This window comes from Virgisporangium ochraceum (genome assembly GCF_016863655.1).
GTDB classification, from domain to species: Bacteria; Actinomycetota; Actinomycetes; order Mycobacteriales; family Micromonosporaceae; genus Virgisporangium; species Virgisporangium ochraceum.
Window position 1 is genome coordinate 65865 of sequence record NZ_BOPH01000038.1, and the last position, 24040, is coordinate 89904.

Annotated in this window: 23 protein-coding genes; 12 read left to right on the forward strand and 11 right to left on the reverse strand. The window is 72.5% G+C overall.

The annotated features are described in order from the left end of the window. Positions 1-12 precede the first annotated feature (12 nt). Genes Voc01_RS15860 through atzF form a run of 4 tightly spaced genes read left to right on the forward strand, consistent with a single transcriptional unit; the run spans position 13 to position 4289 of the window. Complete coding sequence (locus tag Voc01_RS15860; RefSeq protein WP_203928188.1) at positions 13-693, forward strand: cysteine hydrolase family protein; 681 nt, start codon at positions 13-15, stop codon at positions 691-693. After that, on the forward strand, positions 690-2270 hold the full coding sequence (locus Voc01_RS15865; protein ID WP_203928189.1) for a regulator: 1581 nt from the start codon (positions 690-692) through the stop codon (positions 2268-2270). Before Voc01_RS15860 ends, Voc01_RS15865 begins: the two co-directional genes overlap by 4 nt. Continuing rightward, on the forward strand, positions 2260-2637 hold the full coding sequence (locus tag Voc01_RS15870) for an AtzH-like domain-containing protein (protein ID WP_203928190.1): 378 nt from the start codon (positions 2260-2262) through the stop codon (positions 2635-2637). The genes Voc01_RS15865 and Voc01_RS15870 overlap by 11 nt, the downstream gene beginning before the upstream one ends. After that, positions 2634-4289 carry an allophanate hydrolase gene (gene atzF / locus Voc01_RS15875; RefSeq protein WP_203928191.1) on the forward strand — a complete coding sequence of 552 codons (1656 nt, stop codon included), beginning with the start codon at positions 2634-2636 and terminating at the stop codon, positions 4287-4289. The genes Voc01_RS15870 and atzF overlap by 4 nt, the downstream gene beginning before the upstream one ends. Here atzF and Voc01_RS15880 read toward each other — a convergent pair. Then, on the reverse strand, positions 4250-6001 hold the full coding sequence (locus Voc01_RS15880) for a VanW family protein (RefSeq protein WP_203928192.1): 1752 nt from the start codon (positions 5999-6001) through the stop codon (positions 4250-4252). The two genes, atzF and Voc01_RS15880, sit on opposite strands and share 40 nt — an antisense overlap. A gap of 122 nt (positions 6002-6123) precedes the next feature. Between Voc01_RS15880 and Voc01_RS15885 the strand changes: the two genes are divergently transcribed. Then, on the forward strand, positions 6124-7467 hold the full coding sequence (locus Voc01_RS15885) for an APC family permease (RefSeq protein ID WP_203928193.1): 1344 nt from the start codon (positions 6124-6126) through the stop codon (positions 7465-7467). 123 nt (positions 7468-7590) lie between these two features. Here the strand turns inward: Voc01_RS15885 and Voc01_RS15890 are convergent, their stop codons facing one another. The 3 genes from Voc01_RS15890 to Voc01_RS15900 are packed head-to-tail and all read right to left on the reverse strand — an operon-like array spanning position 7591 to position 9112. Beyond that, positions 7591-8262, reverse strand: a complete 672-nt coding sequence (locus tag Voc01_RS15890) for a class I SAM-dependent methyltransferase (protein ID WP_203928194.1) — start codon at positions 8260-8262, stop codon at positions 7591-7593. Then, positions 8259-8669 carry a rhodanese-like domain-containing protein gene (locus tag Voc01_RS15895; protein ID WP_373873824.1) on the reverse strand — a complete coding sequence of 137 codons (411 nt, stop codon included), beginning with the start codon at positions 8667-8669 and terminating at the stop codon, positions 8259-8261. The genes Voc01_RS15890 and Voc01_RS15895 overlap by 4 nt, the downstream gene beginning before the upstream one ends. Then, the gene (locus Voc01_RS15900; RefSeq protein ID WP_203928195.1) at positions 8666-9112 is read right to left on the reverse strand and encodes a cysteine dioxygenase; all 447 of its coding nucleotides are present in this window, start codon (positions 9110-9112) and stop codon (positions 8666-8668) included. Before Voc01_RS15900 ends, Voc01_RS15895 begins: the two co-directional genes overlap by 4 nt. Before the next feature lie 382 nt (positions 9113-9494). On the opposite strand from Voc01_RS15900, the gene Voc01_RS15905 reads away from it, so the two are divergent. Further along, entirely contained in the window at positions 9495-10802 is a 1308-nt protein-coding gene (locus Voc01_RS15905; protein WP_203928196.1) for an FAD/NAD(P)-binding protein, read from the forward strand. Here the strand turns inward: Voc01_RS15905 and Voc01_RS15910 are convergent. After that, a complete protein-coding gene (locus Voc01_RS15910; protein WP_203928197.1) occupies positions 10794-11888 on the reverse strand; it encodes a S1C family serine protease in 1095 nt (364 codons plus the stop codon). The two genes, Voc01_RS15905 and Voc01_RS15910, sit on opposite strands and share 9 nt — an antisense overlap. Positions 11889-12032: 144 nt before the next feature. Between Voc01_RS15910 and Voc01_RS15915 the strand changes: the two genes are divergently transcribed. From Voc01_RS15915 to Voc01_RS15925, 3 genes are read left to right on the forward strand one after another with little or no spacing between them, the layout of a single operon-like run. Continuing rightward, the gene (locus tag Voc01_RS15915) at positions 12033-12773 is read left to right on the forward strand and encodes a response regulator transcription factor (RefSeq protein ID WP_203928198.1); all 741 of its coding nucleotides are present in this window, start codon (positions 12033-12035) and stop codon (positions 12771-12773) included. Further along, positions 12770-14326, forward strand: a complete 1557-nt coding sequence (locus tag Voc01_RS15920) for a sensor histidine kinase (protein WP_203928199.1) — start codon at positions 12770-12772, stop codon at positions 14324-14326. The genes Voc01_RS15915 and Voc01_RS15920 overlap by 4 nt, the downstream gene beginning before the upstream one ends. A gap of 46 nt (positions 14327-14372) precedes the next feature. Continuing rightward, on the forward strand, positions 14373-14708 hold the full coding sequence (locus Voc01_RS15925) for a response regulator transcription factor (RefSeq protein ID WP_203928200.1): 336 nt from the start codon (positions 14373-14375) through the stop codon (positions 14706-14708). A 4-nt stretch (positions 14709-14712) separates the two neighbouring features. Here Voc01_RS15925 and Voc01_RS15930 read toward each other — a convergent pair whose 3' ends face one another. The 5 genes from Voc01_RS15930 to Voc01_RS15950 all read right to left on the reverse strand — a co-directional run bounded on the left by Voc01_RS15930 (position 14713) and on the right by Voc01_RS15950 (position 18125). Then, positions 14713-14856, reverse strand: coding sequence for a hypothetical protein (locus tag Voc01_RS15930; RefSeq protein WP_203928201.1), 144 nt, complete (start codon positions 14854-14856; stop codon positions 14713-14715). Positions 14857-14889: 33 nt separating this feature from the next. After that, entirely contained in the window at positions 14890-15615 is a 726-nt protein-coding gene (locus tag Voc01_RS15935; RefSeq protein WP_203928202.1) for a metallophosphoesterase family protein, read from the reverse strand. Then, positions 15612-15851 (reverse strand): hypothetical protein, encoded by a 240-nt coding sequence (locus tag Voc01_RS15940; RefSeq protein ID WP_203928203.1) that lies wholly within the window; start codon positions 15849-15851, stop codon positions 15612-15614. The genes Voc01_RS15935 and Voc01_RS15940 overlap by 4 nt, the downstream gene beginning before the upstream one ends. Beyond that, a complete protein-coding gene (locus Voc01_RS15945; protein WP_203928204.1) occupies positions 15848-16444 on the reverse strand; it encodes a nucleotidyltransferase domain-containing protein in 597 nt (198 codons plus the stop codon). The genes Voc01_RS15940 and Voc01_RS15945 overlap by 4 nt, the downstream gene beginning before the upstream one ends. A 97-nt stretch (positions 16445-16541) precedes the next feature. After that, positions 16542-18125, reverse strand: coding sequence for a methyl-accepting chemotaxis protein (locus Voc01_RS15950; RefSeq protein ID WP_203928205.1), 1584 nt, complete (start codon positions 18123-18125; stop codon positions 16542-16544). A gap of 151 nt (positions 18126-18276) precedes the next feature. On the opposite strand from Voc01_RS15950, the gene rocD reads away from it, so the two are divergent. Genes rocD through galK form a run of 3 tightly spaced genes read left to right on the forward strand, consistent with a single transcriptional unit; the run spans position 18277 to position 21761 of the window. Next, positions 18277-19494, forward strand: coding sequence for an ornithine--oxo-acid transaminase (gene rocD, locus Voc01_RS15955; RefSeq protein ID WP_203928206.1), 1218 nt, complete (start codon positions 18277-18279; stop codon positions 19492-19494). A gap of 13 nt (positions 19495-19507) precedes the next feature. Next, on the forward strand, positions 19508-20578 hold the full coding sequence (gene galT, locus Voc01_RS15960; RefSeq protein ID WP_203928207.1) for a galactose-1-phosphate uridylyltransferase: 1071 nt from the start codon (positions 19508-19510) through the stop codon (positions 20576-20578). A gap of 55 nt (positions 20579-20633) precedes the next feature. Next, complete coding sequence (gene galK, locus Voc01_RS15965; protein ID WP_275423723.1) at positions 20634-21761, forward strand: galactokinase; 1128 nt, start codon at positions 20634-20636, stop codon at positions 21759-21761. A 73-nt stretch (positions 21762-21834) separates the two neighbouring features. On the opposite strand, the gene Voc01_RS15970 is transcribed toward galK, so the two are convergent. Then, positions 21835-24033, reverse strand: coding sequence for a HelD family protein (locus Voc01_RS15970; protein WP_203928208.1), 2199 nt, complete (start codon positions 24031-24033; stop codon positions 21835-21837). Positions 24034-24040: the final 7 nt, after the last annotated feature.

Genomic DNA, 24040 nt, shown 5'->3' on the forward strand with positions numbered 1-24040 from the left:
GCGGTACAAGGCATGCCCACAGTCGCAAGCGCACACCCGTCCCCGTACGAGTTCGACCCCGCGACCACCGCGCTGCTGGTGATCGACATGCAACGCGACTTCCTCGAGCCGGGCGGGTTCGGTGAGTCGCTCGGCAACGACGTCTCCCAGCTCCGGCGCACCATCGGGCCGACCGCGGCGTTGCTGCGCGCGTGCCGGGCCGTCGGGCTCACGGTCATTCACACCCGCGAGGGGCACAGCGCCGATCTCAGCGACTGTCCGCCGGCCAAGCTCGCCCGCGGCGGGCCGGGCCTGAGGATCGGTGACCCGGGACCGATGGGCAGGATCCTGATCCGCGGCGAGTACGGACACGACATCATCGACGAGCTGGCCCCGCGCGACGGCGAGCCGGTCGTCGACAAGCCGGGCAAGGGCGCGTTCTACGCCACCGACCTCGGCGCGATGCTCGCCGAACGGAACATCCGCAGCCTCGTCGTCGCCGGCGTCACCACGGAGGTGTGCGTGCACACGACGGTGCGCGAGGCGAACGACCGCGGATACGAGTGCCTGGTGCTGGCCGACTGCGTCGGCTCGTACTTCCCGGAGTTCCACCGGGTCGCGCTGGAGATGGTCGCCGCGCAGGGCGGCATCTTCGGCTGGGTCGCGGAGTCGACCGATTTCACGTCCTCCCTGGTTCTGGAAGGGGCGTCATGAAACTCGCCTACTGGGTGCGCGGCGACACGAACGCGTTCTTCGGCTTCGGTGTCAACGTGCTCGTGAACGTGCTGACGCTGACGAGTCTCTGCCTGTTCGTGGTGCACCTGCCCGAGCGCAGCGTGTTCCAGACGATCCTGCCGGCGCTGGGCATCGCGCTGGTGTTCGGCAACATCTACTACACGTTCCTCGCGCGGCGGCTCGCCCGGCGGGAGAACAGAACCGATGTGACCGCGCTGCCGTACGGGCCGAGCGTCCCGCACATGTTCATCGTGATCTTCGTGATCATGCTGCCCATCTACCTGAGGACCCAGGACGCCGTCGCCGCCTGGAAGGCGGGGCTCGCGTGGGCGTTCATCATCGGCGTCATCGTGCTCATCGGCGCGTTCGTCGGGCCGTACATCCGGAAGTACGCGCCGCGGGCGGCGCTGCTGGGCACGCTCGCCGGCATCTCCATCACGTTCATCTCGATGCTTCCGGCCGCCCGCATGTGGACGATGGCGTGGGTCGCGCTGCCGGTGTTCGCCCTGCTGCTGGTGGGCCTGCTCACCGACGTGAAGCTGCCGGGCAACTTCCCGATCGGGCTCGCGGCACTGCTCGTCGGCACCGCGATCGGCTGGATCGGCGGCGCGATGTCGGTGCCCGACGTCACGGCCGCGGCGAAGGACATCGCGGTCGCGGTGCCGAATTTCGAGCTCGACCTGCTGTTCTCCGGGCTCCGGGACGTCGCGCCGCTGCTGGCGACCGCGATCCCGCTCGGCGTCTACAACTTCACCGAGGGCATGACCAACGTGGAGAGCGCCGCGGCGGCCGGTGACAACTACAACCTGCGAAGCGTGCTGCTGGCCGACGGCGCCGGCGCGGTGATCGGTGCCGCGCTCGGATCCCCGTTCCCGCCGGCGGTCTACGTCGGACACCCGGGCTGGAAGGCGGCCGGCGGCCGCACCGGCTACTCGATGGCGACCGGCGTCGTGATCGCGCTGCTGTGCTTCCTCGGCATGTTCGGGTTGCTGGGCGCCATCTTCCCGCTGCCGGCGATCGTGCCGATCCTGCTCTACATCGGTCTGCTGATCGGTGCCCAGGCGTTCCAGCACACGCCGCGCGCACACGCCGCGGCCGTGGTGGCCGCGTTCATCCCGAACCTCGCGGCGTGGGGCACCGGGATGATAGACAACGCGCTCGCGGCGGCCGGCAGCTCCGCCGCCAAGGTCGGCAACGCCGCGCTGGAGAACGCCGGTGTCGTCTACGAAGGGCTGCTGACGCTCGGCCACGGCGCCATCCTCGCCGGCCTGGTGCTGGGCGCCATCGTCGCGTTCATCATCGACAAACGGTTCGTCAACGCGGCCATCTTCGCGGCGGTCGGGTCGGCGCTGTCGTTCGTCGGGCTCATCCACGGCGAGAAGGTGCAGTGGAACGCGAACTGGGAGGTCAGCCTCGGCTACCTGTTCGTGGCCGTGGTGTGCGGGCTGTTCGCGCTGTCGAGGCCGGAACCGCGGGTGCCCGAACCCGGTGAACCGGCGGCGATGGACGGCGCCGAGGTCGTGCAGGAGGAGGACCCGGTCCACAGTGGACGTTGACCGTGACGACGTGGTGGCGGAGGTCGCTTCGGCCTTCGCCACCTACGAGAAGGCGCTCGTCGACGGCGACGTCGACGCGATGACCGAGGCGTTCTGGTCCGACGGGCGGGTGGTGCGGTACGGGCTGGCCGACCGGCAGTACGGCGCCGACGAGCTGCGGTCCTGGCGCGAGGCCCAGCCGCCCCTCCCGCCCGGCCGGCACCTGACCGACACCCGGATCACCGCGTTCGGCTGCGACGTCGCGGTCGTCACCACGCTGTTCACGTACCCGGACAGCACGGTCGAGGGGCGCCAGTCGCAGACCTGGGTCCGCGTCGACGGGGCCTGGCGCATCGTGAGCGCACACGTGTCGGGGGTGGGTGGATGACGTTCGCGCGGCTGCGGGCCGCCTACGCGACCGGTGTCACGCCGCGCGAGGTCGTCGAGGCGCTCGACACGTCCGACGACACCGTCTGGACCGCCCGTGCCGACGCGCTGGCGGCCGCCGACGACCTCCCGCGCCGGTTCCCGGGCGAGAAGCCGCCGCTGTACGGGATCCCGTTCTCCGTCAAGGACAACATCGACGTCGCCGGGCTGCCGACGACAGCCGCCTGCCCCGACTTCGCCTACACGCCGACGGTGTCGGCCCCGCTCGTCGAGCGCCTCGAGAGCGCCGGCGCGATCCTCGTCGGCAAGAACAACCTCGACCAGTTCGCCACCGGGCTCACCGGTGCCCGCTCGCCGTACGGCACGCCGACCAACCCGTTCGACGCCCGCTACATCCCCGGCGGCTCCAGTTCCGGCTCCGCGGTCGCGGTCGCCACCGGCGCGGTGCACTTCAGCATCGGCACCGACACCGCCGGCTCGGGCCGCGTGCCGGCCGCGCTGTGCGGCGTGGTCGGGCTCAAGCCCTCGCGGGGACTGGTGAGCACGCTCGGCGTCGTGCCGGCGTGCCCGTCACTGGACTGCCCGAGCGTGTTCGCGGCGACGGTCGCCGACGCCACCGCCGTGCTCGACGTGGTCGCCGGTCACGAGAAGGCCGACCCCTGGTCGCGTCACCTCACCCCGCACACGGCCGCGCCGCGACGGATCGGCGTTCCCCGCGACCTCGACGATCCGGACTTCGCCGCAGCCGTGGCCCGGCTGGAACGCGCCGGGGCGACGCCCGTACCCGTCGACCTGGCGCCGTTCGTGGCCGCCGGAAGCCTGCTGTACCAGGCGTGGGTGGCCGAACGCTGGACCACCCTCGGCGACTTCGTCACCGCGCACCCGCACAGCGTGCACCCGGTGACCCGGGAGGTGCTCACGAAGGCGACCACCTACACGGCCGCCGACGCGTTCGCCGCGATGCACCGCCTCCAGGCGCTGCGCGCCGCGACCGCACCGGTGTGGGACACCGTCGACGCGCTGATGGTCCCCACCGTTCCCCGTACCTACACGCTCGACGAGGTGGCGGCCGATCCCATCGGCACCAACGCGCACCTCGGCCGGTACACGCAGTTCGCGAACCTGCTCGACCTCGCGGGCATCGCCGTGCCGGCCGGGTTCACGCCGGGCGGCCTGCCGTACGGGGTGCAGTTCCTCGCACCGGCCGGCCACGACCCGGCCCTCGCCGCGCTCGCCACCGCCTTCGAGGAGCGCGTCGAGGTGCTGCTCGCGGTGGTCGGCGCGCACCGCACCGGTCAACCGCTGCACCCGGAGCTGGCGGCGTGCGGCGCGGAGCCGGTCGGTCCGATGTGGACGGCCAAGGCCTACCGCCTGTTCGCGTTGCCCGGCGGCCGGCCCGGGCTGGTGCGCGTCGCCGCGGACGGCGCGGCGGTGGAGGTGGAGCTGCACCGCATCCCGCCGGCCGGGCTCGGCGCGCTGCTGGCCGGGATCCCGGCGCCGCTGGGGCTCGGCAGCGTCGAGCTGGCCGACGGGCGCACGGTGACCGGCTTCCTCGCCGAGGCCTACGCGGTGGCCGGGGCGCCGGACATCACCGCGTACGGCAGCTGGCCGGCCTACCTCGGCGCGCAGGTGAACTTCGGCTCGGCGCGGTAGGTCCAGGCGAACCGCTCCCGCTTGAGCTCGACGCCGTTCTGCTCGAACACCCGCCACGCCTCCTGCCGGAAGCCGGGGATGCCGTCGGTCGCGTTGCAGTCGGCCTCCGCGAGCGTGATCGCCGGCGGCGAGGTCACGTTCGTCTTCGGGCCGTAGACCGTCTCGATGTCGAACCGCTTGGTGCCGAACAGGCTCACCGTCAGCGAGGTCTCCGTCCACTGTGTATCGACGAGCACCGCGTGCGGGGAGTCGTTGCGCCAGGCCATGTCCAGCTCGGGGTAGATGGTCGTCGCCTCGATCACCGCCGGGTAGCGGTCGAAGTGGTACGAGTGCGGCCGGTGCTCGACGTCGACCATGCCCGCGTAGTAGCCGGCGTTGAACGCGGTGGTGGCGAACTGCGAGATCCCGCCGCCGGGTGCGTTCTTGATCTTCCCGTTCTCGATGACGGGCGCCATCAGGTAGCCCTTCGCGAGCGTGCGGTCGCCGGTGAGCTTGTTGAGGCTGAACGTCGCGCCGGCCGGCACCACCGTGCCCCGGGCGAGGTCGGCCACCAGCTTGATGTTCCGGTTACGGGCCTGCCCCGGCAGCATCTTCGTGGTGAAAGTCGACACCAGTTCGACGATCCCGAGGTCCCGCAACGTCTGCGCGGTCCGCGCCGCCGGCACCGGCACCGTGCCGGCCGTGATGCGCCGCGGCGCCGGCCGGCCCAGCACGTCGAGGAGCGCCTTCGCCGCCGCGTCGAAGTCGACGGCGCGTCCCGGTGCGTCGGGCACCGCCACCGGTTGTCCATTGTGGAGCGTGAAGGTGGCGTCGGTCGGCGCGGTCTGCACGGTGGCGAGCACCGGGGCCAGCGCCGTGCGCAGCTTCGCCGGGTCGACGCGGGGCACCACCCGGCCGTCGGCGTCGGACTCGATCGTCAGGCTCGCCGCGATCGCCGCGGGTGTGATCTCGACGTCGCGGCCGTCGACGGTCAGCGTCACCGGATGCGCCACCGCCGGCTCCGCCAGGTCGGTCTTCAGCGTGTCGAGGTCGGCCGCCGTGGTCACCGGCGTCACGTCGGTGATCGGCAGGTCGATGCGCGCCGTCCGCAGCCAGCCCTCCCGCACCCGCTCGGCCGCCGCGTGGCGGTTCAGGCCGCGTCCCGCCCGCGGCGCCACGGTGACCGGCGTGAGCGCTGAGCCGGTGGGCCGCTCGCCGGGCGCGGCACCGGGGAACCGGATCGCCGGCCAGACCGGGGCGGTGCCCTGGGTGCCTACGTGCGGCTGGAGGATCCGGGTCAGCTTCTCCAGATCGAGCGACACCACCGGGTCCACGTCGCGCGAGCCGAACACCGCCGTCCAGGGCGCGGGTCTGGTGTCGGCGGCCCGTCGGGCACTGGCTCGCGCGTCGAGCGTCAGGCCCGCGTCGGCCGCTGTGAAGGTCACCTCGGAGCCGCCCACGCGGACCTGGACCGGCGCCGTCACCCGACCGGCGAGCCTGCGCTCCAGGAGGCGGGCCGCCTCCGCGGTGGACCGGCCGCCGACGTCGACGCCGAGCACGTGTACGCCGTGCGCGATGTCGCCGGCGTAGGCGATGCCGGTCGGAACCCCCGCGGCGACGACGCCGACGGCGACCGCGAGCGTGACGACCCTGCCGCGGCGCCATCGGATCGGACGGGGTCCGGGCGCCGGGTCGTGCGGTGCTGTGGCGATGTGGTCGATCTGCGACACCATTACTCCACGATGCTCCATTCGTCCGCATTTCGTCCTTGAAACGGTGGTCATCCGATCAGCGGGTTCATGTTCGCTCCGGGCTGGGTATGCGGGCAGTCACCCCTGTTCCTGTGGAGGTTGCCGTGGCCGTGCGGGACGTTCAGGAAACCGAGAACACCGACCTGCGGCGCGTGATCAGCCGCCCGATGCTGACGTTCTTCATCCTCGGCGACATCCTCGGCGCCGGCATCTACTCGCTCACCGGCGAGGTCGGTGCCGACACGGGAGGCGCCATCTGGGCCGGCTTCCTCGTCGCGTTCGTCCTCGCGTTCCTGACCGCGTTCGCCTACCTGGAACTGGTCACCAAGTACCCGCAGGCGGCCGGCGCGGCGCTGTACGTCGACCGCGCGTTCGGCCTGCACTTCCTGAGCTTCCTCGTGACGTTCGCGGTGATGGCCTCCGGCGTCACGTCGGCCTCGTTCGCGGCCAGCCGCGTCGGAGGCCGCTACTTCGAGGGGCTCACCGGCGTCTCCGACCCGCCGATGGCGCTGATCGGCGCGATCGCGATCCTCCTCGTCGCGGCCGTCAACCTGTGGGGCGTGGCCGAGTGCGTCCGCGTCAACATCGCGATCACGTGCGTCGAGGTGGCCGGCCTCCTGTTCGTGATCGGCGTCGGCGCCTGGGTGCTCATGTCCGGCGACGGCAACCCCGGGCAGGCGTTCGAGTTCGCCGGCTCCGGCTTCGGCATGGTGACCGGTGTGCTGGCCGGCGCCGCGACCGCGTTCTACGCGTTCCTCGGCTTCGAGGACGCCGTGAACATGGCCGAGGAGACCAAGGAGCCGCACAGGACGTTCCCGCCGGCGCTGGTGACCGGCGTGGTCGGCGCCGTGATCATCTACCTGCTGGTGGCGTTCACCGCCGCGATGACCGTGCCGCTGGACGTGCTGACCGAGTCGAGCGGGCCGCTGCTGGAGGTCGTGAAGGCCGGCGCGCCGAACCTCGACACCGGTGAGATCTTCTCCGCGGTGTCGATCATCTCCGTCAGCAACACGATGCTCATCAACATGCTCATGGCCTCCCGGCTGCTCTACGGCATGTCGAAGCGCGGCGTGCTGCCGGCACCCTTCAGCCGCCTGACGAGGCGCCGGACCCCGTGGGTGGCGATCGCCGTGACCACCGCGCTGTCCCTGGTGCTGCTGTTCACCGTCGACGACCTGAGCGACCTCTCCGACACGACGGTGCTCCTGCTCGTCGGCGTGTTCCTGCTGGTGAACGTGGCGGCCCTGGTGCTGCGCCGCGACCGCGTGGAGCACGAGCACTTCCGCGCCCCGGCGGCGGCCCTGGTGGCGGGCGCCGTGATCTCGTTCGTGTTCCTGCTCCCGATCGGCCGCGAGGCTGGCATCTACCTGCTCGCCCTGTGGCTCCTTCTCGGTGGCGTGGCGCTCTGGCTGATCACGAAGGCGCTGGGCTTCAGCCGCCGCACGTGAGTCGCCGAGCCACTGCCCCGGAGCGGTGGGTGGGAGGTTACGAACATCATCAAGCGTCGATGATGTTGATAACCTCCCACCCGCTATGGATCATCGGCGCCGCGGCGGGTAGGAGGGTGCGGGTCAGCCGGCCGCGTACTGGAACAGGGTCGGCGTCTCGCGGATCTCGGCCGCCAGGCCGGCCGCCTCGAACGCTTCCTGTAACTCCTCCCTCGTGCGGCACACCTTCACGATCGTGAACTCGCGGCCGTCGGCCAGGCGGCGGGTGTGCAGGTCGCCGTCGGTGGAGACCAGGGCCGGCGACGCCTTCGCCGCTTCGCGGCGACTGTCCACATAGAAGACGCGGCCGCCCGGGCGCAGCCAGCCGGCCACCCTCGAAAGGAAAGCGGCCAGCCGTTCCGCGGGCACGTGGGAGAGCCAGAACCCGAACGCCACCACGTCGAAGCGGTCGTCGGTGGTCCACTCGAAGAGGTCGGCACGAACGGTGCGGGCGCGGGCGTCGGACGCCGCGGGGTTGCGCGCGAGCATCGCCGGCGACCCGTCGACGAGCGTCAGCGACGCGCAGCCCGGCAGCAGGCGGCGGCTCCACTGGCCGGTGCCCGGCGCCAGCTCCAGCACGTCGCCGCGGACGTCCATCGCGTCGAGCGCGGCCGTCACCTCGCCGAGCTCCGCGGCCCAGCGGGCGTTCTCCGACGGGCCGGCGTCGTAGCGGCCACGGCGCAGCCACCAGTCGTCGTACTCGGCGGCGCGCTGCTCGTAGTAGTCGAGCTGTTCGGCGAGCACCGGATCGGTCACGTGACCGACTCTACCGGCAGCCCTTCCGCCTTCCAGGCGTGGAAGCCGCCGGCCAGGTCGGTGGCCCGCCACAGCCCGAGGTCCTGCAGCGCCGCCGCCGCCAGGGAGGACGTGTACCCCTCGGAGCACACCACGACGACGGGGAGGTCGTACCGGTCGGCGATCGCCAGCCGCGCGTCGCTGCGCGGGTCGAAGCGCCACTCGAGGTGGTTGCGCTCCACGACCAGCGTGCCGGGAATGCCGCCCTCGGCCTGCCGCTGCCACTGCGGCCGGATGTCGACGAGCACGCCGCCGTTGCCCTGCAACGCGAACGCGTCACGGGGCGACAGCCGGTGCAGCCGCATCCGGGCCTCCGCGAGGATCTCGCCGATGCCGCGCGATCCCGGCGGCGCCACCTGAACGGTCACCAGTCCGCCCCCGCCCGCTCGACGGCCAGCCTCACCAGCGACCCGCCCACCTGTTCGTAGCGGGTCATCGAGGTGAGCGCCGGTGAGTACACGTGGATGCTGATCGCCGGCTGCATGCCGTCGTTCACCACGCGGTGCACGTGCTGAGAACCGAACCGGCGGCCGGTGCCGGAGGTCAGCAGCCGCGAGCCGCCGACGGTGTCTTCGCGCAGTTGGCCGGCCACCACGAGGAACGCGCCGGCGGAGCCGCCGTGGTCGTGCCAGCCGGTCTGCTGGCCGGGAAGCCAGGTGAGCAGCCAGGCCTCGTGGCCGCCGGCGTCGGTGAGCCGGGTGTACCACCGGTCGGCGGTGTCGAAGTGCAGGGTCGACGGCCAGTGCGCCGGGTCGGCGGCCAGGCGCCGCGCGTGGCTGAGGAGGTCCGTCGAGGTCACGGTCGCGGTCATGTCACTTTCCAGAGCTTGAGTGGACGGGCGGAAGCACGGTCCCCGCTGTTACCGGGCCCTATCGCTGGGCTCGGCAGCGGTCGTGGCGACACAGCGCGCTCGCGCACCGGGCCAGGTCGACGGCGCGCCGGGCGGTCAGCAGTGCGCTCTGCGGCACCCGCACGGAATCCACCCGGTCAGTGTTCCCGCGCGTCGCGGCGGCCGACAATCCCCTATCCATATTTTGGGACGATCTCACCTGCTCGTAGGGGTCCCGGGTGCGCGGCGGTGGCCGGTGGAACGCGATAAACCTTGTTGTCATTGGCTTTCCGGATCCTCCACGAGCGAACGTCGGCTGCGTCACAATGCCTATGAACACGATAGGTTATGAGGGAGGAAAAACGTGGGAAGTACGACATTCGTCATCGGTGGCGGATGCAGCGGCACGCTCGCGGCGATCCACCTGCTCCGCTCGACCGGCCACCGGGTGGTGCTCGCGGAGCCGCGCCCGACGCTCGGCGGCGGGGTGGCGTACGGCACCACGGATCCGGGCCACCTGCTCAACTCGCGCGCCGGCACGATGAGCGTGTCGCGGGAGCACCCGACCGACTTCGTCGAGTGGTGCCGCCGGCGCGACCCGGAGGTGCACGACGGCTCGTTCGCGCCCCGCCGGTGGTACGGCGAGTACCTCCGCGACCGCCTCCAGGAGGCGGCGCTGGCCCACCCGGGTCGCCTGGAGGTCCACAGTGGACGGGTCACCGGCGTACGGCTCGCGCGCTCCGCCGGTCCCGTGGTGGTGACAGCGGACGGCCGGGAGGTGGCGACGGACGCCGCGGTGCTCGCGGTCGGCCACGCCGCGCCCACCGACCCGGCGTGGGCGTGCGGGTTGCGCGGAAGCCCGCGCTACGTGAGCGACCCGTGGTCGGGTGCGGAGGTGCCCACCGACGGGCCGGTGCTGCTCGTGGGCACCGGGCTCACGGCCGTGGATGTGGCGCTGAGCCTCGCGCCGCGGGCCGACCTGGTGGCGCTGTCACGACGCGGACTGCTGCCACTGTCTCATGTGGACAGTGCGGGCGAGCCGTGCGCGCCGGTGCCGCTGGACGGGGAGCGGATCGCGCCGCTCATGCGCCGCATCCGGCAGGCCGCCGCGGCCGGCCCCGACTGGCGCGCCGCGTTCGACGCGCTGCGCCCGGCCACCGACGACGTCTGGCGGTCGCTGCCACCGGCGAGCCGCGAGCGGTTCCTGCGCCACGCGGCCCGGTGGTGGGACGTGCACCGGCACCGGATGGCGCCGCCGATCGCGGCGGAGGTGGCCCGGCTCACCGCGTCGGGCCGGCTGCGGGTGTCGGCCGCCCGGGTCGAGCACGCCGCCGCCGGTCCGCGCGGGGTGTCGGTGACCGTCGACGGGCGCGCCCGCCGCTTCGCGGCGGTGGTCAACTGCACCGGACCGGGCAGCCCGCTGCGCCACCCGCTCGTCGCCGACCTCGTCGCCGCGGGAACGGCCCGGAGCGGACCGCACGGGCTGGGCCTCGACACCGATGAGGCCGGCCGGCTCACCGACCACGCCGGCCGGCCCTGGCGGGCGGTCCATGTGCTGGGACCCGCCCGCCGCGGTCGCCTCTGGGAGACGACCGCGGTACCGGAGATCCGCGCCCACGCGGAGGAGTTGGCCCTGGCCTCGGCGCCCGGGCCGGCGCTCGCGTCAGCGTGAGCGCAGGGTGTTCGCGATCTGCATCGCGTCGGCGATCGGGATCGCGAAGCCCACGCCGATGTTGCCGCCCGCCTCGCTCGTGGTGGCGATCGCCGTGTTGATGCCGACGACCTGGCCGGCCGAGTTCACCAGCGGCCCGCCCGAGTTGCCCGGGTTGATCGCGGCGTCGGTCTGGATCATGCCGTCGAGGTTCGACGAGCGGCCCTGGACCTGCCGGTCCAGCGACGAGACGATGCCCGCGGTGACGCTGCCGTCGAGCCCGAGCGGGCTGCCGAACGCGAGCACCGTGTCGCCGACCCGCAGCGTCGAGTCGGTGGCGAGGCTGGCCGCGGTGAGCGTGCCCGCGTCGACCTGCACGACGGCGATGTCGTTGGCGGTGTCGGCGCCGACCAGGCGCGCGTCGACGGTGCGGCCGTTCGCCAGCAGCACCTGGATGCTGGAGGCGCCGGAGACCACGTGCGCGTTGGTCAGGATCGTGCCGCTGTCGTCGATGATCACGCCCGACCCGGTGCCCGATCCGCCGCGCGCGGTCACGTTGATCTGGACCACGCTGGGCGAGACCGTCGCGACCACGTCGGCCAGCGAGCCGGTCTGCGCGGTGGCGACGGCCGGGGGACGCGCGCCGGCGGCGGTGCCGGTCGTGCCGTCGTCGAACTGGGTGGCGACGGCCCCGCCGACGACACCGCTGCCGAGCATGAGCGCCAGCACGCCGGCGGCGACGGCCGCCCGCTTGCCACCGCGCCGGTTCGGCCGCGCCTGCCCCGGCACGGGGAGACCGAGGGGACCGGTCTGCTGGTGCTGCTGGTACGCCTGGTAGCCGTAGGGCTGGCCGGGGTAGCCGCCGCCGTACGCGGGCCGGGCGAACTGGGCCGTCTGGGTCGGCTGGGCCGTCGGCTGTGCGTACCCGTAACTGGCGTGCTGAGCCGGCGCGGCCTGCGGGGGCTGTGGGACCTGCGGGGGCTGCGCGCCCTGTGGGCCATGCGCGCCGTACGCCGGCGGCCCCGGGGGGAACGGAGGGGCGGCGAAGTCCGGACCCGGTTGTCCGGTCGTCGGCTGGTCGGGTGCCGAGCTGTCGCGGTCTGTCATGCCGTAAAGGTGACCTCCCAGGTTGGGAGGGCGCTTTGCGTCACCTGAGAGTCCGCTGTGTGCCCCGCCGGGCCGGTACGCTCACAGCAAGTTCCCAGCTTGCTACCAGGGAGCCGGAAACGTCTGCTGGGATGGTGGTGACCGATGACCAACGAAACCGCCGCCGTCCAGCGGCTCGACGGCACCGGAAGCGGCCGGCGCCTGCTCGTCGTCGACGACGAGCCTGACATCGTCGAGCTGCTTTCGGCGAGCCTGCGGTACGCCGGCTTCGACGTGGCGGGCGCCACCAGCGGCCGCCAGGCGCTGGCCGAGGTGCGCAGGTTCCGCCCCGAGCTGATCCTGCTCGACGTCATGATGCCCGACCTCGACGGGTTCGAGGTCGTCAAGAAGCTGCGCGGCGAGAACACCCGCACGCCGGTGCTGTTCCTCACCGCCCGCGACACCACCGAAGACAAGATCCACGGGCTGACGCTGGGCGGCGACGACTACGTCACCAAGCCGTTCAGCCTCGCCGAGGTGATCGCGCGCATCCAGGCGGTGCTCCGCCGGGTCGACGAGCGGGCCAGTGGCGAGGCGCGTGGCGCCCGCATCACGTTCGCCGACATCGAGCTCGACGCCGACACGCACGAGGTGTGGAAGGCCGGGCGGCCGGTGTCGCTGTCGCCCACCGAGTTCAAGCTGCTGCGGTACCTGATGGAGAACGCCAACCGGGTGCTCTCCAAGGCGCAGATCCTCGACCATGTGTGGCGCTACGACTTCGGCGGCGACGGCGGCGTGGTCGAGTCGTACGTGTCGTACCTGCGCAAGAAGGTCGACACCACCGAGCCGCGGCTCATCCACACGCTGCGCGGTGTGGGATACACGATGCGGCAGCCACGGCGATGATCGAGACCCTGCGGCGTCTCCCCGACCGGGTGCCGTTGCGGGTCACGCTCGTCACGTCGGTTCTGGTGCTGGTGACGATGGCGCTCGGCGCCAGCGGCGCGGCCGGCACCTACGCCCTGCGCGGCTTCCTCATCGAGCGGGTCGACGTGCAGCTGACCCAGGCCACCGGGATGATCCTGGGGCTGCAGCAGCAGTACGGCGAAGACGCCAGCCGCGACCTGCTGCGCAACTATCTCAGCCTGCCGATGGGCTGGTCGGCGCTCGGCGTGGCGGTGGCCGACCAGAACGGCGACTACGACGGGTTCATCCTCACCGACAACACCTCGCAGAGCCAGCCGCGGCTCACGCGGCCGACGATCGAGTACGCGCAGGAGAAGTCCGGCGAGCCGTTCACGACGTCGTCGCAGAGCCGGCGCGGTCACCAGTGGCGGGTGCTGATCACCCCGCTGGCCGACAACTCCGGTTCGGTGATCGTCGCGATCCTGCTCGACGAGGTCGACAGCACGGTCGGCAAGCTCGCCACCGCGCACATCATCATCGGCGCGGTCGTGCTCGCGGTGCTGGCGGTCGTCGGGTACGCGATGGTGCGCACCAGCCTGCGGCGGCTGCTGCAGGTCGAGCGCACCGCCCGGGAGATCGCCGCCGGCGACCTGACCCGCCGCGTGCCGGCCGGCCATCCCGACACGGAGGTCGGGCGGCTGGCGGCCGCGTTCAACGCGATGCTCGGCGAGATCGAGTACGCGTTCCGGGCCCGGGAGCGCTCGGAGGCGGAGGCGCGCGCGTCGGAGGCCCGGATGCGCCGGTTCGCCGCCGACGCCAGCCACGAGCTGCGTACGCCGCTCACCGCGATCCGCGGCTTCTCCGAGCTGTACCGGCAGGGCGGCGGCGACCCGGCGCACGTGATCGGTCGCATCGAGCACCACGCGACCCGCATGAGCGCGCTCGTCGAGGACCTGCTCCTGCTGGCGCGGCTCGACCAGCACCGCCCGATGCAGACGATGCCGGTCGACGTGCTGTCGCTGGCCGCCGACGCGGTCCAGGACACCACGGCGACCCACGACGACCACCCGATCCGGCTGGTGCCGAACGCCGACCGGCCACCGGTGGTCATCGGCGACGAGCTGCAGCTGCGGCAGGTCATCGGGAACCTGCTCAACAACGCCGTCCAGCACACGCCGGCGGGTACGCCGGTCACGGTCACCGTGGAGACCGTGGCGAGCCCGGGAACGCAGGGCGAGGTGGTGCTGTCGGTCGCCGACGCCGGTCCGGGACTCGCGCCCGACGACGCGGCGCGCGTCTTCGAGCGGTTCTTCCGGCCCGACCCGTCACGCACGCGCACGGTCAGCGACAAGGGACCGGCGCACCGGGGCAGCGGGCTGGGCCTGTCGATCGTGCACGCGCTGGTGGCGGCGCACGGCGGGAAGATCAAGCTGGAGACCGCGTTGGGCGTGGGTGCGCGCTTCGAGGTGCGGCTGCCGCTGTACGTTCCCGTGGGCGAGATCGAGCCGGAGAAGGTCGTACACGCGATCTCCACACAACCGGAAGCCAGCTGACAGTGGCTTCCCAGCCGTGTCACAGGTTCGCTTGGGAAAAAGAATCATGAGCAGAATCGTGACGATGGACGGATCGCCGGAGCTGGCCGCCGAGCTGGCCGACGTGCTGCCCCGGCAGTGGCGGATGAGCACCGACGACCCGCGCTGGGTCGACGCGATCGTGCTGGTGCGGCCCGACCGGATGCGCGTGAAGCGCACCCGCGCCGAGTACCCCGACACGCCGATCCTGGCCCTCGTCGACCACGACGCCCCGGTGGCCGAGGTCGTCGGCGTCCTGGAGGCCGGCGCCGACGCGTGCGTGCGGGATGGCCGCCCCGACCTCGTGGGCGACCACCTCCGCGCGTACAGCGGGAACACACCCCGCCGCTTCAGCGCCGCCTGATCTCCTAGCGCAGGCTCACCACGGAGGTGACCGGCGCGAAGTCGTCATCGTCGTCGTCATCATCGCCGTCGCCGCCACCGATGCTGCACGCGAGTACGAACGCGAGCAGCGCGGTGACCCCGGCCAGACCCAGCAGCTTCTTCAACATGTCCCGATGGTACGGGCGCTTGGTGAACGGCGCTCATACAACGAGTGCCGCGGGCTCCAGTTCGTAGACGCTGTACGCCTGCTTGATCACGGGGTGCGCGACGTTGCGGACCTTCACGCCGCCCGGCGTGGTGCCGCGTTCGCTGCCCGCGTGGGCGTGGCCGTGCAGGGCAAGCGCGGTCGGCGCCGAGTCGATCGCCTGGGCCAGCAGGTACGAGCCGAGGAAGGGGTAGATCTCCAGCGGCTCGCCGACGAGGGTCTCGGGCACGGGCGAGTAGTGGGTCAGCGCCACCCGCACGTCGCAGTCGAGGTCCTGGAGCACCCGCGCGAGCGCGTCGGCCGCTTCGCGGCCGTGCCGGGCGTACGCCCTGTTCTCCGGCTCGCCGAACTCGCTGGTGCACCGGCCGGCGAAGCCGCCGCCGAAGCCCTTCACGCCGGCGATGCCGAGCCGGGTGCCGCGGATGTCGAGCACCGTCGACGACTTCTCCAGCACCGTGATGCCGGCGTCCTCGAGCACCGTCGTGACGGCGTCCTGCTGGTCGGAGTTGTAGTCGTGGTTGCCGAGCACGGCGACGACCGGCACCGCCAGCCCGCCGAACTCCGCCGCCACGCAGCGCGCCTCCTCGGGGGTTCCGTGCCGGGTGAGGTCACCGGCCAGGAGCAGCACGTCGGCCTTGTCGCCGAGCAGGTCGAGCGCGGGACGGTAGCGGCCGAGGACGTCCTCGTCCAGGTGGACGTCTCCGACGGCGGCGATCCTCATATGCTCTCGACCTCCTGTGGCGCGGTGACCCGGGTGACGCTGAGGTCGCAGCGCACCTGCAGGCCGGGGAACTTCTCGTGCAGCACCGACTCGATCTGGGAACACCGGTCGGGGCTCTCGACCTCGCCGACCAGCACCACCCCGTCGTCGACCCGGACGACGCGGATGCCCTGCTCGGCCACCCGCGGGTCCTCGGTGAGCGCGTGCTGGATGTCGCCCTCGGTGTACTCGTTCACGACGCCACAACCTCTCTGAGAGGGATCGCCAGGTCGGCCAGCGAGATGACCTCGAGGCCGTCCAGCAGGACGAGGAACGCCCGCGCGAACGGCGAGTGCGCGGTCTCGCGCTGCACCCGCGCCCAGTCGATCTGCTCCCGTAGCGACCGGGCCGTCGGCAGCCCGCGGGCGAAGTCGCAGTAGTGCGTCGACCAGGTCAGCATCTTGTGGATCATCAGCTCGGTCGCGCTCAGCACCGGCATGTGGACCGCGTTGACCGACAGGATGTCGACGTCGGCGAGCGTCTCGTCGGTGACCGGCCGCTGCACCGGCGTGTAGATCAGGTCGACCAGCCGGTCGTCCTCGTACACCTTCACCAGCCAGCCCTCCGGCGGCACCTCGGCCCGGAACCCGGCCTCGACCAGGTGCGTGAGGATCCGCTCGGAGTCCTCGGCCTTGATGATGAAGTCGACGTCGTGGTCGCACGGCTGGCCACCGCGGGCGTACACCGCGAAGCTGCCAGCCAGCGCGAACGGCACCCCCAGCTGCTTGAGCTGGGCCGCCACCCGTTTCAAGGTGGCGATCAACGGCTGCTTGTCCTCTGGCAGTGGCATTGCGGCGTAGCCCCCTCGTAGACGGTGGATCTGGGACAGATACCCCGGCTACACCCGTGGAAAAACCCCCGTCGCCTCGTTCGGCGACAAATCAGCCTCACAGCCGGAAGCGGCTCACCTGGCCGCGGAGCTCGTCGGCCAGCGACGACAGCTGGGTGACCGCGTCCTGCGAGGTCGCGGCGTCGCCGGAGCTCGACCGGGCCGACCCCGCGATCGCGGAGATCGTCTCCGAGATCTCGCCGCTCCGGGTGACCGCCTCGTGGATGTTGCGGTTCATCTCCGACGTCGTGGCGCTCTGCTCCTCGACGGCGGCGGCGATGAGCGTCTGGAACTCGTTGATCCGCTCGATCACGGCGGTCATCTCGCCGATCGCGGTGACCGCGCCGCTCGTGCCGTCCTGGATCGAGGTGACCCGGCGGGCGATCTCCTCGGTGGCCCGCGCGGTCTCCTGTGCGAGGTCCTTGACCTCGGACGCGACGACGGCGAAGCCCTTGCCGGCGTCGCCGGCGCGCGCGGCCTCGATCGTCGCGTTGAGCGCGAGCAGGTTGGTCTGCTCGGCGATCGTGGTGATCAGCTTGACCACCGAGCTGATCTCGCCCGACGACTCGCCCAGCTCCATCATGATCGCGTTGGCCCGGCTGGCCATCGAGACGGCCTCGTTGACCACGCGCACGGCCTCGGCGGCGTTGCGGGAGATCTCCTCGATCGAGGTGCCCATCTGGGTGCCGCCGGCCGCGGTGGTGCTGATGTTGCGGTTGATCGCGTCGGCGGCCTCGGCGGCGGCGGCCGCGCGGTCGCTGACCTCGCGGGAGGACGACGCGATGCGCTGCGTCGAGCCGGCCATGTCGGTCGCCGAGCGCGACACGGTGCCCGCCGACCCGGTCACCGCGCCGAGCGTGCCGCGCACGCTGTCGATCGCCGTGTTCAGCGCGCGGGCCATCACGCCCATCTCGTCGGCGCCGGACGCGTCGGCGGTGCGGGTCAGGTCGCCGGCGGCCAGACCGTCGAGCACGCCCGACACCTCGCGCAGCGGACGCAGCACCCCGCGGGCGATGAGCCAGCCGGTCACGGCGAACAACGCGCCGGCGACGAGCGCGGTGAGCAGCAGCAGGCGTTCGGTGCTGCGGCGCTGGTCGCCGACGGCGCCGGCCAGGTCGGCGGCGTACGCCTCCAGCGCGTCGCCGACCGCCGGCAACTGCTCCTCGACCTCCGTGAACGACGTGGAGAACTCGGCGTAGCCGGCGCCGCCGCTGCCCACCACGGACGCGGCGCGCTCCAGGTAGGTGTCGACCACCGGCCGCACGGCGGCGGTCGCGGCCCGCACCGGTGCCGGCGACGGCGGGCTGGCCAGGGCGGTCAGCTTGTCGCGCATGGCCGCGGAGTGCTCCTCGAGGTCGCGGTTGACCTCGGCGATCTCGGCCTGGTCGGGTGTCGCGGACCGCGCGGCGAGCAGGGCGCGCAGGACGTCGCCGCGGATCGCGTCGTGGGCCATGTCGGCTTCGAGGGCCTCGCGGGTGAGCGTCGCGGAGACCGAGAGCCGGTCGGCGTCGCTCTCGTTGCGGATCTGCGCGACCATGCCGACCGCGGCGCTGACCCCGATGCCGGTGATCGCGATGGCGCTCAGGAGCATGATCTTGGTACCGAACCCGCGGTTACGCAGCCAGGACTCGATGATCCGCATGGTCGACACCACCCCCGTAGTGGCAACGTACGGAGCGCCGGCGCCCGAGCGAGCCGGATCGCGGCGGCCACGCAACGAATCGCCGTTCCACAGGGTCCGCACGCAACGAAACACCCCTTCTACGTGCGGCCCGACAATGGATGATTGGCCGATGACGGCGGTCCACCATGATCTGACCACGCCCGCGCTGAACGAGGCCGAGCGGTACACCGCGCACAACTACCACCCGTTGCCGGTGGTGGCCGCGGCCGCCGAGGGCGCCTGGGTCACCGACGTCGACGGCCGGCGCTACCTCGACTGCCTCGCCGGGTACTCGGCGCTGAACTTCGGGCACCGGCACCCCGACATCGTCGGCGCCGCCCGCGACCAGCTCGACCGCGTCACGCTCACCAGCCGCGCGTTCCTGCACGACCAGTTCGGCCCGTTCTGCCACGAGCTGGCCGACCTGTGTCGCACCGACCTCACGCTGCCGATGAACAGCGGCGCCGAGGCGGTCGAGACCGCGATCAAGGTCGCGCGCAAGTGGGGTTACAAGGTCAAGGGCGTACCGGACGGGCGCGCGACGATCGTGGTGGCCGAGAACAACTTCCACGGCCGCACCACGACGATCATCAGCTTCTCCACCGATCCCGAGGCGCGGGCCGACTACGGCCCCTACACGCCCGGCTTCCGCACCGTGCCCTACGGCGACCTCGACGCGCTGACCGCGGCCATCGACGACACCACCGTCGCCGTGCTGCTGGAGCCGATCCAGGGCGAGGCCGGTGTGCTGGTCCCGCCGCCCGGGTACCTGCCGGCGGTCCGGGCCCTGTGCACCGAGCGCGACGTGCTGTTCGTCGCCGACGAGATCCAGTCCGGTCTCGGCCGCACCGGTGAGACGTTCGCCTGCGACCACGAGGGCGTCGTGCCCGACCTGTTCGTGCTCGGCAAGGCCCTCGGCGGCGGCGTGGTGCCGGTCTCGGCCGTCGTCGGCCGGCGTGACGTGCTCGGCGTGCTGCGCCCCGGCGAGCACGGGTCGACGTTCGGCGGCAACCCGCTGGCATGTGCCGTCGGGCGCGCCGTGATCGGCCTGCTGGCCACCGGCGAGTACCAGCGCCGGGCCCGCGACCTCGGCGAGGTGCTGCACGGGCGGCTGGGCGGGCTGGTCGGTCACGGTCTCACCGCCGTGCGCGGCCGCGGCCTGTGGGCGGGCATCGACATCGACCCCGCGCTGATGACCGGTCGCGAGGCCTGCACCCGGCTCGCCACCCATGGCGTGCTTGCCAAGGACACCCATGGCTCGACGCTGCGGCTCGCGCCACCGCTCGTGGTGACCGAGGACGAGATCCACATGGTGGTCGACCGGCTCGCCGAGGTGTTGCGGGGCTAATAGGGTCTACGGCGTGCCAGTACACCGCACCGCCGTCACCCTCGCCGACGGTCGGGAGCTCATCTACTTCGACGAGTCTCCGGGCCTCGACCGGAGCACGCCCGACAAGCGCGACCTGCCGCCCCCGCCGCCCGCGTCCGAGCTGCGCTACGACCCGCTGCTCGACGACTGGGTGGCGGTGGCCGCGCACCGGCAGACCCGCACGTTCCTGCCGCCGACCACCGAGTGTCCACTGTGTCCGTCCACTCCGGACTTCTCCAGTGAGATCCCGGCTGCCGACTACGACGTGGTGGTGTTCGAGAACCGGTTCCCGTCGTTCAGTTCCCGGGTCGCGGGCGTCGGCGGCACGTCGCTGACCCCGGTGACGCCCACCCGCCCCGGCGCCGGCAGGTGCGAGGTGGTCTGCTTCACCAGCGACCACAACGGTTCCTTCGCCGGCCTGTCGCCGGCGCGGGTGCGTACCGTGGTCGACGCCTGGGCCGACCGTACCGCCGCGTTGAACGAGCTGCCCGAGGTGGAGCAGGTGTTCTGCTTCGAGAACCGGGGCGAGGAGATCGGCGTCACGCTGCACCACCCGCACGGGCAGATCTACGCCTACCCGTACCTGCCGCAGCGCACCCGCCAGCATCTGGCCAACGCCACACCGACGCTGTTCGCCGACATCCTGTCCGCCGAACGCGGCGGTCCGCGCGTGGTCGCGTCCAACGAGCATTGGACCGCGTTCGTGCCGGCCTTCGCGCGGTGGCCCTACGAAGTCCACGTGTACCCGCACCGACAGGTGCCCGACATCCCCGCGCTCGACGACGCCGAGCGCGACGCGTTCGGTCCGGTCTACCTGGAGGTGCTGCGCCGCCTCGACGGGCTGTTCGGGGTCTCGATGCCGTACATCGCGGCCTGGTACCAGGCGCCCACCCGCACCGGCCGCGACGTCTACCGGCTGCACCTGCAGGTGACGAGCAACCGCCGCGCGCCGGGCCGGCTCAAGTACCTGGCCGGGTCGGAGGCTGCGATGGGTGCGTGGGTCAACGACGTCCCGCCGGAGCGGGCGGCCGAGCAGTTGCGGGAGGCGAAGTGGCTGCCGTAGCGCAGCGAAGGCGGCCACTTCGCGGTCATTTGCGGGTTTTCGGAATAGGAGAGCTGTGAAGGAGTTCCACGAGCGGTTCGGGATGGAGCCGGCCGGCGTGTGGAGCGCGCCCGGACGGGTCAACCTGATCGGCGAGCACACCGACTACAACGACGGCTTCGTGCTGCCGTTCGCGATCCCGATGCGCACCACGGTGGCCGCCCGGCCGGCCGACGGTCCATTCTGGACGGTCTACTCCCGCGAGACCGGCGAAACCGTCGTCATCTCCGAAGCCGACCTGCGACCCGGTGCCGTAAACGGCTGGGCGGCGTACGTGGCCGGCGTGCCGTGGGCGCTGCGCGCAGCCGGTCACCGCCCGCCGTTCCTCGACCTGGCGATCACGTCCGACGTGCCGCTGGGCGCGGGCCTGTCGTCGTCGGCGGCGCTCACGTGCGCGGTGCTCGCCGCGCTCGTCGACCTCGGCGGGCTCGACCTGTCGCGCGACGACTGGCCGGCGGTCGCGCAGCGGGCCGAGAACAGCTACGTCGGCGCGCCGACCGGCATCATGGACCAGTCCGCGTCGACGCTGTGCCGCCCCGGCCACGCGATGTTCCTCGACTGCCGCAGCGGCGACCGCGAGCACGTCCCGTTCGCGCTGGCCGAGCACGACCTGGCGATGCTCGTCATCGACTCCCGCGCCCCGCACTCCCACGCCGACGGCGAGTACGCCGCGCGGCGGGCGTCGTGCGAGTCGGCGGCGCAGACCCTCGGCCTGCGGGCCCTGCGCGACCTCGCGGCGGAGGACCTGCCGGCCGCGTGCGGGCGGCTCGACGAGGTGACCGCGCGGCGGGTGCGGCACGTGGTCACCGAGAACGCGCGCGTGCTGGAGACGGTCGAGAAGCTGCGGGGCGGCTCGGTGACGGGCATCGGTCCGCTGCTGACCGCGTCCCACGCCTCGATGCGCGACGACTACGAGATCACCGTCCCCGAGATCGACACGGCGGTGGAGACGGCGCTGGCCGCCGGCGCCTACGGCGCCCGCATGACCGGCGGCGGCTTCGGCGGCTGCGTGCTGGCCCTGGTCGACGCCGACGCCGCGGAGCGCGTCGCCGACGCGGTGACGGCGGCCTTCGCGGAGCGCGGCTTCACGGCACCGACCTGGTTCCGCGCTGTCGCGGCCGGCGGCGCCACCCGCGAGGCCTGAGCCCGGCTCGAGATAAACGACGCTCTATCCAGTGCGGCCGCAGCGGCCACACCTGCACTGGATAGAGCGTCGTTTATGAAACGGGGAGCCAGCGGGCGTCGGTCGCCACGGTGGTGAGCCGTTGCGTGGCGCGGGAGAGGGCCACGTACAGCGTGCGCACGCCGTTCGCGCCCTCGGCCGCCAGCGCGCCGGGCTCGACGACGACCACGCCGTCGTACTCCATGCCCTTGGCGTCGAGGCCCGTGACCACCTGCAGCCGGGGCTCGGCAACCTCGGTGAGCCAGCCCGCCACCCCGTCGCGGGTGGCGGTCGTCGCGATGACACCGACCGTGCCCTCCACCGCGGCGAGCACCTCCCGCACCGCCGACAGCACCGCCGGGCGCAGCTCGGAAACGGTGAGATGCGTCGGCGGAACCCCGGCCCGGCGTACCGCCGTCGGCAGCGAGATCCCCGGCTCGGCCCGGCGGATCACCCGGGCGGCCACGTCGAAGATCTCGGCGGCGTTGCGGTAGTTGGTGGTCAGCTCGAAGTCGCGGCGGCGCTTGCCGACGGCCTCGGTCATCGCCCGGTTGGCCTCGGCCTGGTCGGGCCAGGCGGCCTGGGCGGGATCGCCGACGACCGTCCACGACGCGAACTCGCCGCGCCGGCCGACCATGCGCCACTGCATCGGCGACACGTCCTGCGCCTCGTCGACGACGATGTGGGCGTACTCGCGGTAGTCCAGGGGGCGCTCGGTCGCGGCCCGCCGCGCCGCCGCCTCGCGTTCGAAACGGGTGGACAGCTCGTGAACGCCCTCGGCGACCTGGAACGGGTCGCGCTTGACCTTGCGGACCGGCGGCTCGCCGAGCAGCTCGTTCAGCTCGTCGAGCAGGGCCACGTCGGCGACGTGGAGGTCGTCGGGGTCGAAGGTGGCGAAGCCGCGCACCAGCACCCCGATCTGCTGCGTGGAGTAGATGCCCTCGGCGTAGCGGCGCAGCCGCGCCCCGTCGCGGAACCAGGACAGCACGTCGACCGGCCGCAGCCGGGGCCACCACTGGCTCATGAACGTGCGGAACTCGGGCCGCTCCGCGATCTCCTGCGCGAACTCCTCGCGCTTGGGCCGGGCGGCCTTGCTGAACAGCTGTTCCGTCTGGCGCCACAGCGCGTCGAGCACCAGACCGGCGGCCTTCGGGCGCACGGCGTTACGCTTCGCGCCGCTGTTGAGCAGGTCGCGGCGCACGTCGGTGAGCGCACGCCCGTCCAGTTGAAGAAGTTGCCCCTTGTACAGAACACGGATACGGGACGGGGCGTCGGGCGCGTTGTCGCGGGCGGCGCGCGCGAGCACCCGCGCCATGCGGACCGACCCCTTCGCCACCGCGAGTTCGGGCGGGTCGTGCCGCTCGGCGACGTACCCCGGCACGAGCTGGCCGAGCGACCGCAGCGTCACCGCGTCCTCGCCCAGCGACGGCAGCACCCGCGCGACGTACCCGACGAACACCTCCGACGGCCCGACCACCAGCACCCCGCCGGACTCGAACCGGTTCCGGTCGTTGTAGAGGAGATAGGCGGCGCGGTGCAGGGCCACGGCCGTCTTGCCGGTGCCGGGTCCGCCGCGCACGACCGTCACACCGGACGCGGGGGAGCGGATCGCGTCGTCCTGCTCCTTCTGGATCGTGGCGACGATGTCGCGCATGCCGGTACCGGTGGCCCGGGTGAGCGCGGCCAGGAGCGCGCCGTCGCCGATGACCGCCATCTCCGCGGGCGCGGCCTCCGGGTCGAGCAGGTCGTCCTCGACGCCCACGACCTGCTCGCCGCTGCTGCGGATGGTGCGCCGGCGCACCACGTCCATGCGGTCGGTGGGGGTCGCCCGGTAGAACGGGGCCGCCGCCGGCGCGCGCCAGTCGACGACCAGCGGCTCGTACTTCTCGTCGCGCAGCCCGAGCCGGCCGATGTAGCGGACCTCGCCGTCGGGCACCGCCGGCTCCACCGGCGCGGAGGCCGGGCCGTCGTCGGGCGGTCGGGCGTTGGGACCCATGTCGAGCCGGCCGAACACCAGCCCCTCGTACTCGGCGTCGAGGGCGAGCCGGCGCCGGGCGGCGTGGTAGACCATCGCGTCACGCTCGACGAGCGCGCCGAAGTTGCCGACCTTCGCGATGTTGAAGCCGGCCTTCTCCGACTCGGCCGCGGACTTCCGCAGGTCGGCCAGCCGGCTGTAGACCCGGTCGACGTACCGCTGCTCGGCGGCGAGCTCGGCGGCCGTCTCGTCGGCGGCCGTGGTGGGCTCGGTTGACAATGGCTCT